Source organism: Roseovarius sp. MMSF_3359 (assembly GCF_030733385.1).
In the GTDB taxonomy this organism is placed as follows: domain Bacteria; phylum Pseudomonadota; class Alphaproteobacteria; order Rhodobacterales; family Rhodobacteraceae; genus Roseovarius.
On sequence record NZ_JASHJC010000009.1, the window covers coordinates 83170 to 100197 of the forward strand.

Annotated in this window: 15 protein-coding genes; 7 read left to right on the forward strand and 8 right to left on the reverse strand. The window is 61.5% G+C overall.

The annotated features are described in order from the left end of the window. Positions 1–2 precede the first annotated feature (2 nt). Positions 3–590 (reverse strand): DUF1285 domain-containing protein, encoded by a 588-nt coding sequence (locus tag RBB29_RS14090; RefSeq protein WP_306114666.1) that lies wholly within the window; start codon positions 588–590, stop codon positions 3–5. A gap of 69 nt (positions 591–659) precedes the next feature. Between RBB29_RS14090 and RBB29_RS14095 the strand changes: the two genes are divergently transcribed. Genes RBB29_RS14095 through RBB29_RS14110 form a run of 4 tightly spaced genes read left to right on the forward strand, consistent with a single transcriptional unit; the run spans position 660 to position 7334 of the window. Continuing rightward, positions 660–1667 carry a MoxR family ATPase gene (locus RBB29_RS14095; protein WP_306114665.1) on the forward strand — a complete coding sequence of 336 codons (1008 nt, stop codon included), beginning with the start codon at positions 660–662 and terminating at the stop codon, positions 1665–1667. Continuing rightward, the gene (locus RBB29_RS14100) at positions 1664–2542 is read left to right on the forward strand and encodes a DUF58 domain-containing protein (RefSeq protein ID WP_306114664.1); all 879 of its coding nucleotides are present in this window, start codon (positions 1664–1666) and stop codon (positions 2540–2542) included. The genes RBB29_RS14095 and RBB29_RS14100 overlap by 4 nt, the downstream gene beginning before the upstream one ends. Further along, positions 2539–5289, forward strand: a complete 2751-nt coding sequence (locus tag RBB29_RS14105) for a DUF4159 domain-containing protein (protein ID WP_306114663.1) — start codon at positions 2539–2541, stop codon at positions 5287–5289. Before RBB29_RS14100 ends, RBB29_RS14105 begins: the two co-directional genes overlap by 4 nt. Next, positions 5286–7334: a hypothetical protein gene (locus tag RBB29_RS14110; RefSeq protein WP_306114662.1), complete on the forward strand. Its 2049-nt coding sequence runs from the start codon at positions 5286–5288 to the stop codon at positions 7332–7334. Before RBB29_RS14105 ends, RBB29_RS14110 begins: the two co-directional genes overlap by 4 nt. 77 nt (positions 7335–7411) lie before the next feature. On the opposite strand, the gene RBB29_RS14115 is transcribed toward RBB29_RS14110, so the two are convergent. Both RBB29_RS14115 and RBB29_RS14120 read right to left on the reverse strand, forming a co-directional pair. Continuing rightward, positions 7412–7891, reverse strand: a complete 480-nt coding sequence (locus RBB29_RS14115; RefSeq protein WP_306114661.1) for a DUF2141 domain-containing protein — start codon at positions 7889–7891, stop codon at positions 7412–7414. A gap of 9 nt (positions 7892–7900) precedes the next feature. Continuing rightward, the gene (locus RBB29_RS14120) at positions 7901–8800 is read right to left on the reverse strand and encodes a sterol desaturase family protein (protein WP_306114660.1); all 900 of its coding nucleotides are present in this window, start codon (positions 8798–8800) and stop codon (positions 7901–7903) included. An 86-nt stretch (positions 8801–8886) separates the two neighbouring features. Here RBB29_RS14120 and RBB29_RS14125 point away from each other — a divergent pair, with 86 nt between their 5' ends. The 3 genes from RBB29_RS14125 (at position 8887) to pncB (ending at position 11991) form a co-directional block, all read left to right on the forward strand. Next, positions 8887–9474, forward strand: coding sequence for a TetR/AcrR family transcriptional regulator (locus RBB29_RS14125; RefSeq protein ID WP_306114659.1), 588 nt, complete (start codon positions 8887–8889; stop codon positions 9472–9474). Next, a complete protein-coding gene (locus RBB29_RS14130) occupies positions 9471–10610 on the forward strand; it encodes an aromatic ring-hydroxylating dioxygenase subunit alpha (RefSeq protein WP_306114658.1) in 1140 nt (379 codons plus the stop codon). The genes RBB29_RS14125 and RBB29_RS14130 overlap by 4 nt, the downstream gene beginning before the upstream one ends. Before the next feature lie 88 nt (positions 10611–10698). Then, positions 10699–11991: a nicotinate phosphoribosyltransferase gene (pncB, locus tag RBB29_RS14135; protein WP_306114657.1), complete on the forward strand. Its 1293-nt coding sequence runs from the start codon at positions 10699–10701 to the stop codon at positions 11989–11991. Positions 11992–12000: 9 nt separating this feature from the next. Here pncB and RBB29_RS14140 read toward each other — a convergent pair whose 3' ends face one another. The 5 genes from RBB29_RS14140 to RBB29_RS14160 all read right to left on the reverse strand — a co-directional run bounded on the left by RBB29_RS14140 (position 12001) and on the right by RBB29_RS14160 (position 16986). Then, positions 12001–13317: a Fic family protein gene (locus tag RBB29_RS14140; protein WP_306121167.1), complete on the reverse strand. Its 1317-nt coding sequence runs from the start codon at positions 13315–13317 to the stop codon at positions 12001–12003. After that, complete coding sequence (arfB, locus tag RBB29_RS14145) at positions 13314–13736, reverse strand: alternative ribosome rescue aminoacyl-tRNA hydrolase ArfB (RefSeq protein WP_306114655.1); 423 nt, start codon at positions 13734–13736, stop codon at positions 13314–13316. The genes RBB29_RS14140 and arfB overlap by 4 nt, the downstream gene beginning before the upstream one ends. A gap of 262 nt (positions 13737–13998) precedes the next feature. Beyond that, positions 13999–14622 carry a queuosine precursor transporter gene (locus tag RBB29_RS14150; protein ID WP_306114654.1) on the reverse strand — a complete coding sequence of 208 codons (624 nt, stop codon included), beginning with the start codon at positions 14620–14622 and terminating at the stop codon, positions 13999–14001. 76 nt (positions 14623–14698) lie between these two features. Next, positions 14699–15622, reverse strand: a complete 924-nt coding sequence (mepA, locus tag RBB29_RS14155) for a penicillin-insensitive murein endopeptidase (protein WP_306114653.1) — start codon at positions 15620–15622, stop codon at positions 14699–14701. Then, the gene (locus RBB29_RS14160) at positions 15601–16986 is read right to left on the reverse strand and encodes an MFS transporter (protein WP_306114652.1); all 1386 of its coding nucleotides are present in this window, start codon (positions 16984–16986) and stop codon (positions 15601–15603) included. The genes mepA and RBB29_RS14160 overlap by 22 nt, the downstream gene beginning before the upstream one ends. Positions 16987–17028: the final 42 nt, after the last annotated feature.

Consider the following 17028-nt stretch of genomic DNA (forward strand, 5'->3'; position numbering starts at 1 on the left):
CCTCATGCCTCCTGCATGTCCGAGGACGGGATCATCGGAAAGAACGCGCCGCCTGACCAAAGGCCGAACCAACCATCATGGTGGCTGCCGATCTCGACCAGGCGATAGAAGCTCTTGCGGTCAATGAGCGCCTCAAGCCCCGCGCGGACCATCACATAGGGCGAGGGTTCATCGGTGTCCCCGTCCCGCACGACGCGAATGGGGGTCTCGGGTCCCGCCGTGACGCTGTCGCCGACATTGGTCTCGAACACCAGCTCTTGCGTTTCACCGGCCCCCCGGCGTTCGAAATCCACCGCCACAAAGGGCGCGTCATCCACGCTGACCCCAACCTTTTCGACCGGCGTGACAAGAAAGTACTTGTCGCCCTCGCGTTTGAGGATGGTTGAGAAGAGCCGGACCAGGCCGGGCCGCGTGATCACCGTGCCTTCGTAATACCACGTCCCGTCGCGGGCGATCCGCATGTCCAGGTCGCCGCAAAAGGGCGGGTTCCACAGATGCACTGGCGGCAGACCGCCGGATTGCGCCGCCGCGGCCTTGGCCGATGCCTCGATTTCCTTAGCTGACGGGTTTGTGAGGAATTCTTCGCTCATTGCTTTTGCCATTTCTGCCCATAGCTATACACTCTAGAAAAACAGGATAAGTGCAACAGGAGTTTTGCCATGAGTGACGACGCCGATTTGCTGGCCGGGATCGAGGCTCTCGAAGACAAGCTGGCGCAGGCGCGCGGCTCGATCACCCGCCGTTTCATCGGTCAGGAGCGGGTGGTTGACTTGTCGCTCTCGGCGCTTCTGTGTGGCGGGCACGGGTTGCTGATCGGGTTGCCAGGGCTGGGCAAGACGCGGCTGGTCGAGACCCTGAGCACCGTCATGGGCCTCAACGGTAACCGCATTCAGTTCACGCCGGACCTGATGCCGGCGGATATCCTGGGCTCCGAAGTGCTTGAAACCGGCACTGATGGCTCCCGCGCGTTCAAGTTCATCCCCGGGCCGATCTTCTGTCAGCTCCTGATGGCCGACGAAATCAACCGCGCCAGCCCGCGGACGCAATCGGCGCTCCTGCAGGCGATGCAGGAACGGCAGGTAACCGTCGCCGGGCAAGACCGCCCGCTTGATCCCCCCTTCCACGTGTTGGCCACGCAGAACCCGATCGAACAGGAAGGCACCTATCCGCTGCCCGAAGCGCAGCTTGACCGTTTCCTTGTGCAGATCGACGTGCCCCACCCCGACCGCGACACCGAGCGCGAAATCCTGCTGGCCACAACCGGGGCCACCGAAGAAGACGCCCACCAGGTCTTTACCGCCGCTGAGCTCATCGAGGCGCAGGATCTGCTGCGCCGTATGCCCGTGGGCGAGCAGGTGATGGAGACAATCCTCGATCTGGTGCGTGCTTTCCGTCCCGAAGACGCCACCGCCTCCGAGACCGTGCGTAACTCTGTTGCCTGGGGGCCTGGGCCGCGCGCGGCGCAGGCGCTGATGCTGACCGTGCGGGCGCGCGCCATGCTGCAGGGGCGCCTTGTCCCCGATATCGACGATGTGGCGGCCATGGCGCAGCCGGTCCTTAGCCACCGCATGGCGCTGAACTTCAGCGCGCGGGCGCGGGGGGACACGCTTGCCGACCTGATCGACACAACCGTAACCTCCATCACCCGGAGTGAGGCCGCCGCGTGAACCAGCCCGCCCCCCTCCGCAGCCGGGCCGAGGCCGAGGCGGCACGCCTGCCGCCGCTTCTGGCGCGGGCGGAGCATCTGGCCGGAACGGTGCTGCTGGGGGAACACGGGCGCAGGCGTTCGGGCCTTGGCGATGATTTCTGGCAATACCGCCCGGTGCAGCCGGGCGATTCCCGCCGCACCATTGATTGGCGCCGCTCCGCGCGCAGTGACATGCAATTCGTGCGCCAGCGGGAGTGGCAGATAGCGCAGAGCGTGATGCTCTGGGTCGATAATGCGGCGTCGATGCGCTTTGCCTCCGACGACAAGCTGCCGCAGAAATCCGACCGGGCGCGGGTGTTGGCGCTGGCCACCGCGATCCTGCTTATTCGCGCGGGGGAACGGGTTGGCATGACCGGGCAATCCCTGCCGCCCAGCCGGGGTGAGCCCCAACTGCGCCGTCTAACCGAGGCGCTCGGCCGCGATGGCGAAGATGATTACGCAGCACCTGATACAAGCGGGCTGATGGCACATGGCCGCGCGCTTTTCATCTCGGATTACATGGCCGATATCGCCCCCATCCGGGCGGCTCTGACCGAGGCGGCGGATCGTGGCATCCAGGGCATTGTCCTGCAAATTCTGGACCCGGCGGAAGAGGCGTTTCCCTATCGCGGGCGCACGATTTTCGAAAGCGTTGGCGGCACCTTGGCCCATGAAACGCTCAAGGCCAACGAGTTGCGCGACCGCTATCTGGAACGTCTTGCCGCGCGCAAGGACGAGTTGGCGGCGCTGACGCTTGCCACCGGCTGGCAATATCAATGCCACCACACGTCGGACAGCGCACAATCGGCACTTCTCTGGCTCTACGGGGCGTTTGAGCGGGGGCAGCTCAGATGATGCTTGGCCCCATCGGTTTCACCGCGCCATGGCTTCTGGTTGCGCTCGCGGCCCTGCCGATCCTGTGGTTGATCCTGCGTGCGGTGCCGCCCGCGCCGGTGCGGCGGTTGTTTCCAGGCGTTGTGCTGCTGCTTGGTCTGCGCGACGACGATAGCGTGACCGATCGCACCCCATGGTGGCTGCTGCTCCTGCGGATGCTGGCGGTTGCCGCGATTATCATCGGGCTGGCCGGTCCGGTCCTCAACCCTGACGATCCTGCCGGGCGGGAGGACAACGGACCGCTGCTGATTGCGCTCGACGCCAGTTGGGCCAGCGCGCGGGATTGGCCCGCCAAGCGGGAGTTGCTCGATGGCATGCTCGCGGAAGCAGGGCGGCAATCGCGCCCGGTGGCTATCCTGCGCCTGAGCGATCCGGAAGAGCCGCTTTTCCAGGCCGCGGAAGCGTGGCGTGTACGCCTGTCAGGGCTCGAGCCGTTGCCCTGGGCGGCGACGCCCGACCTGACTGAGGCCGCGATTGACCGGCTTGGCGACGAGGCGTTCGAGACGCGCTGGTTCTCCGACGGGTTGGCGCATGACGGGCGCGCGGACCTGCTGCAAGCCTTCGAGGCGCGCGGACCCGTCAGCATTTACGAAAGCCCCCGGCCTGTCCTGGCCCTCGCCCCGGCACGGATTGCGGACGGGTTGGTGCAACTGACGGCGACCCGCGCCCGGTTCGAGAGTGCCCGCGATGTCATTGTCGAGGCGCATGGCCGTGATCCGTCCGGGGTGCCGCGCGTGCTGGCCACCCTGCCGCTGCAATTCACCGAAGGCGCGCTGGAGGCCCAGGGTGAGCTATCATTGCCTGCGGAACTGCGCGCCCGCCTGACCCATTTCGAAATCGCCGGTCAGGGCCATGCTGGCGCGATCAGCCTGACCGACGACAGCCTGAAACGGCGCGAAGTGGCGCTCATTGCGGGCCGTGAAGATCGTGAAGGGCTTGAATTGCTGTCGCCGCTGCACTTTCTGACGCAGGCGCTGCAGCCGACCGCGGATATCCTGGACGGGGCCTTGACGGATGTTCTGCCTGCCAATCCGGATGTCATCATCCTCGCCGATGTGGCCACGCTTTCGGGGGCCGAACAGGCGGCGCTTCTGGACTGGACCAACAAGGGCGGATTGCTCCTGCGCTTTGCCGGTCCGCGTCTGGCGGCGAGCGATGTGTCGCGCGACACCGAAGCGCCCCTGATGCCGGTGCGCCTGCGTGTCGGGGGCCGGATGGTTGGCGGCGCGATGAGCTGGGGTGAACCCAAGGCCTTGGCCCCCTTCTCCGAGAGCAGCCCGTTTCATGGCTTGCCCATTCCATCCGACGTGACCGTCAGTGCGCAGGTCATGGCGCAACCCGATCCCACGCTGGCCGACCGGGTGATCGCGCAACTGACCGATGGCACACCGCTGGTGACCCGCAAGCGGATTGGCGATGGGCAGGTTGTTCTGTTCCATGTCACCGCCAATGCCGAATGGTCCTCGCTGCCGTTGTCGGGCCTTTTCGTACAGATGCTCGAACGTCTCGCGGTTTCGTCCTCTCTGACGGCACCCGACGCTGCCGATCTGGAGGGAACGATCTGGACACCCGTGCAGGTTCTCGACGGATTTGGACGGCTGTCCGATGCCGGCACGTTGCCGGGTGTTCCTGGTGACCGGCTTGTGGCCGAGGCGCTTGGCCCCGAACTGCGCCCGGGCCTTTACGACGGCCCTGACCGTCGCCTGGCCCGCAACGTCATCACGGCCGAGACCGAGTTGACCCCGACAACCTGGCCCGCGCGCGTGTCGGTTACCGGTCTGATCCGGCCAGTGGAAGCGCCGCTTGGCGGCTGGCTGCTGGCACTGGCCCTTCTGCTGCTGACGGCGGACATTCTGGCATCGCTGGCCCTGTCCGGCAGGCTGGTCCCGGCGCGTGCGGCACTATTGGTGATGGCCGGGCTGCTGATCCCCGATCCGGGGCAGGCGCAGGGTGACGACAGGACGTTGCAGGCAACATCAGAGGTGGTGCTGGCCCATGTGCTGACCGGCAATGGCGCGCTGGACGAGGCGGCCCGCGCCGGTCTCTTCGGGCTGGGCCAGACGCTCTTTTTCCGCACATCGGTCGAGCCGGCGGAGCCCATTGGCATCGACCTTGAAACCGATGAACTTGCCTTCTACCCGCTGCTCTACTGGCCGATCACCCCGGATCAGCCGACCCCCTCGGCCGAGGCCTATGCGCGACTCAACACCTACCTGCGCACCGGTGGCATGATCCTTTTCGACACGCGCGACGCCAATGTCGCGGGCTTCGGCGCGTCGTCGCCCAACGGAACCAAGCTCAAGCAGCTTGCCGCGCCGCTTGATATCCCGCCGCTGGAACGGCTGCCCGAGGATCACGTGCTGACGCGCACCTTTTATCTGCTGCAAGATTTCCCGGGCCGCCACACGGGCCGTCCGGTCTGGGTCGAGGCGGCCCCTCCAGACGCGGAAAAGATCGAAGGCATGCCGTTTCGCAACCTCAATGATGGCGTGACGCCTGTGGTGATCGGCGGCAATGACTGGGCGTCGGCCTGGGCGATGGATGACCGGCTCAATCCGATGTACCCCGTGGGGCGTGGATTTGCCGGGGAACGGCAACGCGAACTGGCGTATCGCTTTGGTGTCAACCTGGTGATGCATGTGCTGACCGGGAATTACAAATCCGACCAGGTACATGTCCCGGCGCTGCTCCAGAGGTTGGGCCAATGACCGCGTCGATCATCTTCGATCCGCTGCTGCCGATCTGGCTGATTGCGGGGCTGGCGGGTATGGTGCTGAGTGGCATCGCCCTGGCGCTCTGGCGCGGTCTCTCGGGCTGGGCGCTGAGGGCGTTGGCGGCGGCGGTGGTCCTCGCGGCGCTCACGGGGCCGGTTTATCAGCAGGAAGACCGCGAACCGCTCAGCGATATCGTGCTGCTCGTCGAAGATGAAAGCGCCAGTCAGCAACTTTCCGACCGTGGCGACCAGACCCACAGCGCCGCCGACGAAATCGCGACCCGCCTGGACGCCCGCGACAACACCGAAGTGCGGCGTATCACCGTCCCCGATGGCGAGGACAATGCCGGGACGGAACTTATGTCCGCTCTGGCCGAGGCGATGGCAGAAGAGCCGCGTGGCCGTATCGCCGGTGCGATCCTGCTCTCGGATGGTCGGGTGCATGACCTTGACCGCGCGCCCGAGATGCCCGCGCCCATGCATCTGCTCCATACCGGTCGTGATACCGATTGGGACAGGCGCCTGACCATCCGCAACGCGCCAGCTTTCGCCATTCTGGACGAAGAGATTACCATGACCCTCACGATCGAGGATCTGGGTGCAGCGCCCGAAGGGATCGAGACCGTGCCGATCGACATTTCCATCGACGGCGACGCACCGCAGCGGTTCAACGTGGCCCTGGGTGAGGAAATCACCCTCCCGGTCGTGCTACCCCACGGTGGGCGCAACGTGTTGCAATTCACCACGCCTGCCGTCCCCGGAGAATTGACCGACCGCAACAATACCGCGCTCATCCAGATCAACGGTGTGCGCGACCGGCTGCGGGTTCTTCTGGTCTCGGGGGAGCCGCATCCCGGTGGCCGCACCTGGCGCAACCTGCTGAAATCCGACAGTTCCGTCGATCTGGTGCATTTTACCATCCTGCGCCCGCCGGAAAAACAGGATGGCGCACCGGTGCGGGAACTGTCCCTGATCGCGTTTCCCACGCGCGAGCTTTTCCTGGAAAAGATCGACGATTTCGACCTCATCATCTTTGACCGCTACAAACGGCGGGGCATCCTGCCCGCGCTCTACTTGGACAATGTCCGCAACTATGTCGAACAGGGGGGCGCCGTGCTGATCGCTGCTGGTCCGGATTTTGCCAGCGCCGACAGCATCTATCGCTCCCCGCTCGAAAAAATTGTGCCCGCACGGCCAACGGCGCGGGTTCTGGAGGAGGGGTTTCATCCCAAGGTCACCGAACTTGGCTTGCGCCACCCGGTGACCGCCGGTCTGCAACCCGAAGAAGGCGCGCAATGGGGTCGCTGGATGCGGCAGATCGAACTGGCCGAGGCCGGGGGGCAAGTGGTCATGTCCGGCGCCGACACACGGCCACTGCTGGTCCTTGACCGGGTGGGGCAGGGACGGGTGGCGCTCCTGGCGTCCGATCACGCCTGGCTCTGGCATCGGGGTTTCGAGGGCGGCGGGCCGCAATTGGAATTGCTGCGGCGCCTGGCCCACTGGATGATGAAAGAACCGGAACTGGAGGAAGAGGCGCTTTGGGCGGAAGCCACGGGCCAAACCATGCGGATCATCCGTCGTTCGCTGACCGACGGTGTGGGTGACGTGACCATCGAAGCCCCTTCGGGCGAGACGGTTGAACTCCCGTTGGAAGAGGTCTCTCCGGGTCGGTACGAGGCGCTATTCGACGGGCCCGAAATCGGCCTTTACCGCCTGACGAATGGCGACCAATCCGCGGTCATCGGGCTTGGCCCGGCCGCACCCGTCGAGTTCGAAGAGACCATCGCCAGCGCCGAGGTCCTGATGCCGCTCATTGATCCGACCAATGGCGGGGCCATGGCGCTCGCCGATGGTGTTCCGCGGATACGGGCCGTGCGTGCAGGCAGGCCTGCCGCAGGCCGCAACTGGATCGGTATCACGCCACGGGGCGCTTATGAGACCCGCTCTGTCACGCAATTGCCATTGATGCCCGCCTGGCTGGTTCTGCTTCTGGCATCCGGTTTGATCCTTGGCGGCTGGCTCCGGGAAGGGCGCCGGTAGGGTGGTCGCCGTAGCTGGCAGATAGCTCAAAGAAGACCGTAACGGGCACTGCGGCACCACTGCCCAAGTCGCGGCCGTCAGTTCGCGTAATACATCGTGATGGTGACGTCGCTCTTGTCGATGGCGGCACTTCTGAATGTCGGGGTATCATAGGCATCTAGCGCACCGCTTGTGGCATATCCCTCCGCGGGCCATGCACCGTCCATCGTCAGATCCCGGTTTTCGTCCTCGTCGTGAAAGGCCGCTATCGCATAGGGTCCTTTCGTGAGGTCGGGAAAGGTGACTTTGACGTCGCCTGTCCTGGCCGGCACCTCCTTGTAGCCGACAGCTTTTGTTACGTCGTAGATCTTGAACGCCTCCCGATCCGCAAACACCATGACAACGACATTGCCTTGGGCATTGCGGATATCTCGGAAGGTCGCGGAGATGCCATTAGGGAAGGCAATTTGTGCCACCGTAGTCGATTTCGAATGCGCCATGCTCGCCAGCCAGGCCCCGCCGACGGTGATTGCGATCGAGGCTACAGCCCCCAAGAAACGTTGCGTGTTTGTGGGCACGTTGGCCTCCTATTCCGCGGGTTCTGTCGGAGTTTCGTCTTTCTTCGGCGCCCATCCGGGCGGCCCCAGCAGGACGCCAAACTTGTTCCTGAGCCCCCGCATTTTCCAGACGTCCCGACCAATCCGGTAAAACCCGTGCAGGAAGGCGACAAAGGGATTGATGCTCTCGATCGGTTTGACAAGCCCATAGACAACCTCTTCCTGCTCCTCCTCGAACGTGCCGAACATGCGGTCCCAGATGATGAAGATGCCGGCATAGTTCTTGTCGAGGTATTTCGGATTGGAACCGTGGTGCACCCGGTGATGCGAGGGTGTGTTCATCAGCCATTCGATCGGCCGGGGCAGTTTCCGGATGCTCTCGGTGTGAAGCACCGTCTGGTACACTTGGACAACGATTTCGGCGAAGAGCACGACGATGGGATTGAACCCGAGCAGGACCAGCGGCAGGTGGAAAAACACCGGCCAGAAGGAATCCATCGGTCCAAAACGATAGGCGACGGAAATGTTGAAGAACGGGGAGGAGTGGTGAACCGTATGCGTGGCCCAGGCCAGGTTCACACGATGCATGAACCGGTGTTCCCAATAATAGGCAAGGTCCGCCAGCACCACGCAGATCAGAACGGTCATCCAGTTGATTTCAATATCGAAAATCGCGAACTGGAAAGCGTAGTAGAAGGTCGTGATATAGAACGCCCCGAGAAACAGGATCGTCAGACCGATGAAGAAAGCGAGCGTGATGTAGTTGGTGAGTGTATCGCCGACCAGCGTCCAGGAGAGCTTCTTGTAGATCGCGTATCTGACAAACTCAAACGCCAGAAAGGCCAGCGCGAATACGAAAAACCAGTCATTGATGAAGGTTTCGAGCCATTCAAGATAACCCGCACTGACGGGGGTGAGGAGCCATTCCATTGCTGATTCCTTGATTATCAAACTTGACAATTAATTGGCATCGTCTAAATTGTTTGTCAAGAGTGACAAAATAAAATGGGAACCTTATGGCCAGGCCTGAAATCAAAGAGGCGCGGCGTGAACAGGTACTGGATGCCTTTGAAATCTGCGTTGCGAAATATGGTGTCGAAGGCGCGACGCTGGCCAAAACGGCCGAACAGGCCGGGCTTGCGCGCCCCTTGGTCCGGCATAATGTCGGCAACCGCGAAGAGCTGATCAGCGCGCTGATCGAACGGTTCCTGGATCGCAGCCGGGAAAAGATGCAGGCCTTCGTCGACATGCTTCCGGCCAATGACAAGGCGCGGCATGCGGTCGAATGGCTCTTTGATCCGCAATATGCCGACACACATCTGGTGCAGGTGGCCTATGCCCTGATCGCATTCTCGGCAGATGACACGGCGATGGCAGAAAAGATGCAAATCTGGGTCAGGGATTTCGAAGAGAAGCTCGCCAGCCTGATCGCCGATGACCACCCGCAATCGGCTCCTGAGCAAATTGCGGCGGTGTCCACCGGTGTTATGGGCATCTATTTCAACTTTGAATCGCTTTCGGTGCTGGGCAATGCCGATGCCCTGGCGGCGCCATCGAAACAGGCGGCATTGATGTTGCTGGACGCATTGGACCCAAAAGCATGAGCGAGCGCCTTCCCAAGGAAGCCTACACCACCGCCGCCTGGTTCGAGACGGAAAGCAAGACGGTGTTCGGGCAGGCATGGACCTTTGTCGGAACCACCCATGACTTCGCACAAGCCGGGGATTTTCGCACGGTTATGTGCGGTGCTGACCGGTTGTTCGCGGTGCGGGACAAGGAAGGCCGCCTTAACGCTTTTCATAACCATTGCCGGCACCGTGGCGCCGAATTGGTCGATGGTGAGAACGGGAATTGCGGTGGTGCGCTGGTCTGCCCCTACCACCGCTGGACCTATGGGCTCGATGGCGCATTGCGGGGTGTGCCCAACAAAAGGGAGTGCTTCCCCGATCTCGACCGGACCGAACTTGGCCTCTTGCCTGCCGCTGTGGGCGTGTTCAAGGACCTGGTCTTCGTCAACCCCGATGCTGGTGCGGATTTCGAGACCTGGATCGCCCCGCTTATGGGCAAGGAATGGCCGCATGATCTGTCGGCGTCTGATATCAAGGACGCGGTGCCGCTTGTCTACGACATGAAATGCGATTGGAAAGTCTATGTGGAGAACGCGATTGACGGATACCACCTGGCCTATCTGCACGAAAATACGCTCGGCGGCCCTTTGCCCGGCATGAACGAATGGGAACGCGCGGGACAGCATATGATCTGGTCTGCGACCGAAGACGGCATTCGCCATCGTCTGCCGCAGAAAATTCGCGATGAAGCGGGCAGCACCGGAATGATCGAAAGTGCATCGACGCCCGGTTATGGCGGTGTCTACTATCTCTTCCCGTCCACGCTGGTTGTGCCGACCCCCTACGGCATGTCCGTGTCCTCGCTGCAACCGGTGAGTGCCGGGCGTTGCCGGATGCATGTGCGCCAATGGGTGGGGCCGTGGCAATCCACCGACGAACGCGCGTATATTCCAGGCTATGACAAGGCGAGCGGTATCATCTCGTCGGAGCACTGGACAAAGCCCCCTCTCGAGACCGGAGATTTTCAGACCGAGGATGTCTGGATCTGCGAGAAGGTTCAACGGGGATTGGAATCCCCTGCCTACCGCCACGGTCCCCTGTCCCAAGGGGCGGGCGCCGAAGACCCGATCCGTTGGTTTCACGAAACGCTGGCCCCGTCATCGCATCACTAGGCCGCCCGTCGGGACCCCCGTTCGCCGCTTGCCACCCCTGCTCCCCTTTGCTTTAACGGACCCGCGCATCTGAACCGGAGCCGCCAAAATGGTCGATATCGCCACCCGCGTCCACAATCACAAATGGAAGATCGACCCGATCGTCCGCTCCCTGATCGACACGGATTTCTACAAGCTCCTGATGTGCCAGTCGATCTTTCGCAACAAGCCCGACACGCAGGTCACGTTCAGCCTCATCAACCGCACCAAATCCATCCGCCTCGCTGATCTGGTGGACGAGGGCGAATTACGCGAACAGCTCGACCATATCCGCTCGCTGTCGCTGACCCGCGGGGAAAGCACATGGATGCGCGGCAACACCTTCTATGGCAAGCGGCAGATGTTCACGCCCGAATTCATGGACTGGTTCGAGAACCTGCACCTGCCCGCTTACCATCTTGAAAAACACGACGGCCAGTACGAGTTGACGTTCGAAGGGTCCTGGCCCGAGGTCATGCTGTGGGAAATTCCCGCCTTGGCGGTCCTGATGGAACTCCGCTCCCGCGCCGTCCTCAACACCATGGGTAAGTTCGAGTTGCAGGTCCTCTATGCCCGCGCCATGACCAAGCTCTGGGAAAAGGTCGAACGCCTGCGCGAAGTGGATGGCCTCCGGATCGCCGATTTCGGCACAAGGCGGCGGCACAGCTTCCTCTGGCAGGACTGGTGCGTGCAGGCGATGGGCGAGGGGCTGGGCGAAAAATTCGTTGGCACCTCCAACTGCCTCATCGCTAAGAACCGCGATGTGGAGGCGATCGGCACCAACGCCCACGAACTGCCGATGGTCTACGCCGCGCTGGCCGACAGTGACGAGGAACTGGCCCGCGCGCCCTATGATGTTCTGAGCGACTGGCACGAAGAGCATTCCGGCAACCTGCGCATCATCCTGCCCGACACCTACGGCACTGCGGGTTTCCTGAAAAACGCCCCCGACTGGCTGGCGGGCTGGACAGGCATCCGCATCGATTCCGGCGACCCGGCCGAGGGTGCCGAGACCGCCATCAACTGGTGGAAAAGCCGTGGCGAGGATCCGCTGGAAAAACTGGTGATCTTCTCGGATGGCCTCGGCGAAAAGAAAATCGCCGAACTCCACGCCCAATTCGCCCACCGCACGCGGGTCAGCTTCGGTTGGGGCACGCTGCTAACCAACGATTTCCGAGGCCTCACCCCCAACGACGCCCTCGCGCCGTTCTCCCTCGTTTGCAAAGCTGTCAGCGCCAACGGCCGCCCCACGGTGAAACTGAGCGACAACCCCCGCAAAGCCATGGGCCCCGAGTCGGAAATCGATCGCTACAAACGGGTGTTTGGGGTCGGGGAGCAGGAGGCCTTGGAGGTGGTGGTTTAATGTTTCTTGCTATGTATCGTCTTCCAATATTCTCAAAAGTGACGAATACGCGTACAAACCTGGTGCCCTTCCGGAAGGCGGTACAATTGTATCCAGTAAGCCTTCTTGCACCAATCGCGGTGTGAAGTTTCTCAGCGTAGATTTTGGGCCGTCGGCAACTTCAACGAAATGATTGTTCCAAAAGACGGGGCTATTAAAGACATAATCCACTGCGGAATGAAAATACTGTGATCGCAACACTTCCCGGAATCTTTCCCGTGTTGCCTCATAATGTGTTTGAATCTTTCCGACGGTGTCCATGTTTTTTTCCGCCTGTGCTGATAAGCCGGATAGAAAGAAGCTGCACCATGCCGACCAAGAGTTAGAATCAGAGATGTCGCGCATGCGTTGGATATAGCTATCTTTGTTTCGTTCAAAGTAATCGCTTACAAAGAAGTGTGGCGCGCTGAGAATTTCGTATTCCCAAAGCATTAATGGGATTAGCATTCGTCCAACGCGTCCATTCCCGTCTTCAAAAGGGTGGAGTGCTTCGAATTCAGCATGGGCGATAGCGGTTCGAATTAGATGGTGCTGTTTGTCGTTTCGAATGAAGTCAATAAACCTCCGCATACCATCCGGTAAGTCTTCCGGGGAAATGGGAATGAAATCGACGCGGCGTTGAGCTTTGTCTCCAATATAGTTCTGTTCTTCTTTGTATTCTCCGGGTCGTTGTTTTGCTCCACGCCCCGCGCTCAACAGAGTTCGGTGTGCGTTTTTGATCAGCATTTCTGAAATTGGGTGACCGCTTCGAATTTGATCTTCGGCTTGACTCAGCGCCCGGGCATATAAGGCCACCTCCAGCGTTTCATTTCTCGCTGTTCCTTCCGTTCTGCGCGCATTTTCACTTGCTTCGAGACGCAGTACCTCTTCAAGTGTTGAGATTGTTCCTTCCATCCTTGACGACACGACAGCGTCGCGCTGTCTTAGCGGTGCAAGCAATAGCTCAGAATTTTGTAGGTGCTTGAGTTGTTCGTCGTATCGCGTCAGATTTTGAAGTGCGCTGGTAAGCGCTTCAAATACCATGGGTAGATCAATTGGTTCTGGTGGAAAACGGCCATAGTGGTACTCGACAGCTTTCGAGCAGTCATATGTTGTGTTGTTGATAACAAGAGTTTGCGCTGTAGTCATAAAAAGCGTTGTATCACGTTGAGTGGAAACAACAAGTTTTATTGCGAGAATTGCAATGCATTGTAGAAACAAAATCGCTTGTTTCAACTGCTTTGGAGATAAGGTACTTTGTTGTCGGCAAATAAGTCTATTGAGTGAAACAAATATTGTTTGGTTCAATCCTCGCCCTCAACCTTCCCCCTCAGCGCCTTCACCTCTCCCCTTACCTTTTTCGCCTTCAACCGCCGTTTTTTTGACCCCAGCGTCGGTCGGGTCGGGATGCGGCGTTTGGGTTTTTCCAGGGCTTTGCGGATCAGCTCGGTCAGGCGGTCGCGGGCGATGTCGCGGTTGCGGGCCTGGTGGCGGGTTTCGTTCACCTGGATCACCAGCGCGCCCTCCTTGGTCCAGCGTCTGCCCGCCAGCCGCCGCAATCGCCGTTTCACCGCGTCGGGCAGGTTGGGGGAGCGTTCGGCCTCGAAGCGCAGTTCGACAGCTGAACTGACCTTGTTCACGTTCTGCCCGCCGGGGCCGGACGCGCGGATGAATTGCTCGGTCAGTTCCCAGTCTTCGATGGTGATCTGGTCGGTGATGTGCAGCACGGGCGGCGCGCCTCCATGCGCGGCGGTTCAGGAAATTCGAAAGGGCCGCCCTGATCGGTGCGGCCCTCTAGAAGTCAGCGGAGGTGGGCCGGTTAGGCGCACCAATTCAAGTGGTATTCAAGCACCCAAGGGCTGCCCTAGGTGTGATCCTCCCGAACTGTTCCGACACCTCTCCCCATTACCTCTATAGACATGGGCACCTCCTTTCTGCTGTTGAACTCACCTTCAGCTTGCCACAGATTTTTCGTTTGTCAAAACAAAATCATGTGGTGCGATTGGTTAATGACCCCACGATGATGCGGAAGGGCACAAGGGCGATCAGGGCGAGTGCCAGTTTCACCATCCAGTCGGCCACCGCCAGCGAAACCCAGAGCGGTGCGGCGGGACCCGCGCCCAGTAGCGGGAGCACCTCGTTTGCCCAGCTCACGTCGTTGCCCGGCTCCAGCCAGGTGAGACCGGCGGAAAACGCGATGGTGAAGAAAAGTGCGGTGTCGATTGAGCTGCCCACCAGTGACGATACCACCGGCGCGCGCCACCATGTGCCGTCCCGCAGGCGGTTGAAGACCGAGATGTCGATCAGTTGCGCGGTGAGGAACGCCACCGCCGATCCGAGGGCAATGCGCAGGGTCACGAGCGGGCCGAATTCGCCGGTGATCTGCGTGCCGATAAAGGAGCAGATCAGGCCGACGACGAAGCCTGCGAACACAACCCGCCGGGCGGCATCGCGGCCATAGACGCGGTTCATGATGTCGGTCACCAGGAAGGCCAGCGGATAGGTGAACGCGCCCCAGGTCAGCCATTGGCCAAAAAGGAACTGCACAAGAATGTTCGAGGCCACGACGATGGTGGCCATGGCGAGGATGCCGGGAAGGAGGCGCGGTTTCATGAGGTCAGCCTGCTCAGTAACGGATCGGGTGATAAGGATCGTCCGCCTTTACCGGCTTGGGCCGGGCCTGGCAAGTTCACTCGGACTGGAGCACGCCCACGCATTGCGCCGGAAGGCTTGCCATGGTCAGTTGACGCCGGGGCTTGGCCTTGGGGGCGTTCGGGTCGGGCGGCGGCGGATTGAGGATATTGCGGACCCATTGTTCTGCATCGGCGCATCCATCGCCCGCCGGCGGCGGGTTCTGTGCGACGCAGCCCTTGGACCCCGCAGGGCAGTTCAGGCGAACGTGGAAATGGTAATGATGCCCCCACCAGGGCCGCACCTTCCGCAACCATTTGCGATCACCGGTTTCATCCTTGCACATCTGCACCTTGGCGCCCGGGAAGATGAAGATGCGGGCGGTGCGCGGATCCTGCGCCGCGGCCTTGATGATTTCGTGGTGTTGCCGCGTCCAGTTCGAATTCGTGTAGGCGCCGTTCGAGCGGCGCAGGGAGATCGACGAGATATTCTCGCGATCCGCGCGGCTGAGCTTGAGGTTGTCCGCGGGCCGCAGCCAGATATCCACATCCATGCCGATCTGATGGGAGCGGTGACCGCTGAGCATCGGGCCGCCACGCGGCTGGCTGATGTCCCCGATATAAAGCCCGTTCCAACCCGGTTGCGCCGCGGCCTTGCGCGACAGTTTCTGAATAAAGTCGATCACGTCGGGATGGCCCCAATTGCGGTTCCGGCTCAGCCGCATGGCCTGCCAGGTGGGACCGGTTTCAGGCAGTTGCACGCCCCCGGCGATACATCCCTTGGCATAGCCGCCAAAGGGGGCCGCGGCCTGTTGCGAGCCGCTTTTCTTTGCGCCGAAGAGTTGCCGGGCTTCAACACCTTTCATGGAGGCGGGAAGGTTCTGGGTCGAGATTGTCTGGACCTGTGCCGGTGTTTGCGGGGCCGATCCGCCGCACCCGGCGAGCAGAAGTGTCAGGGCTGTCAGTTTGAAGAAACGGTCCATGTCTCGCTGTCTCCTTCGGCTTTGACCCAGCGTAGCAGGAAGAGGCCGATCAGGAAAAGCACTATCAATGGAGAAACGCCGATGCGCGCGCTGCCGCTGAGGGCGGTGATGGCGCCAATCAGGGCGGGCGCCATGAAGGCGGTGGCACGGCCCGAAAGGCCGTAAAGGCCGAAGCTTTCGGTCGGCGCCTTTGGATCTGTGTGGCGCACCATCAAGGACCTGCTGGCCGCCTGCAAGACGCCGCCCATCCCGCCGATCAGCGCGCCGCAGACAAAGAACACCGCGTCAGGCAACCCGGAACCTTCGGGCAGCGGGACGCCAAAGATCTGCGTGCGATCCATCGACACGATGATGATGCAGACGACGATCAGAACCCAGATTGACACGACGATCACCGGGCGGGGGCCAAAGCGTCTGTCGGCCTGGCCGCCGACCCAGCTGAAGGCGGCGGCGGAAATGGCGGCAATGATGCCGAAGATACCGATCGACACCAGTTCCCAATTGAGAACCAGCCGCGCATAGGTGCCGCCAAACCCGTAGAGCCCGTTTAAAGCATCGCGATAGAACATCGACGAGCCGAGATAGGCCGAGAGGCTCAGCCGGCGGCGCAGGCTTTTCACGGTCTTGACCAGCAGCTTCAGCGCGTCCCCCATGCCTTTGCCTTGCGCCGGTGTGCGCGTGTCACGGGTCCAGAGCAGGTAGGGCAGGATGAAGATGACGAACCAGATCGCGGTGAAGGGGCCGACGATCCGGGTGCCTTCGTTCTGGCTTGCATCAAGGCCAAGGGCCGGGTCAAGGCCCAGCAGGGTCTTGCCGCTGGGCTGCTCCATGAAGAACAGAAGCATGATGACGAGCGACAGGATGCCGCCCAGATATCCGAAGGCAAAACCCGACCCCGAAATCTCGCCAACTTCCGACTGGCTGCCAAGTGACGGAAGCTGCGAGTTGACGAAGACCAGCGCATATTCCGCCCCGATGAAACCGATCCCGAAGGCGATCAGCATGGGCCACATGGTCGAGCCGTCCGGGAAGGTCCACCACAATGCTAAGGCACCGGCGATGTAGAGCATCGAAAAACCGATGATCCAGGGCAATCGTCGCCCTGCCGTATCCGCGAGGGCACCCATGATCGGGGCGCCAAAGCCGATGATGAGCCCGGTCACCGTCAGGCAAAGCGACCAGATGCTTTGCGCGCGCGCATCGGCGGCCTCTTCGTTTAGGCCAGATGTCATAAAGTATTCGGCGGCGACCCCGGCGAAATAGGGGCCGAACACGAAGGTCAGCAACAAGGTATGAAACGGCTGGCTGGCCCAGTCAAAAAAGTACCAGCCCCAGATGCGTTTTCTTTGCGAAACCTCGGCCATGCCGTCCCTCTGCACAATGGCGCGATATGACAGGCTGAGGCG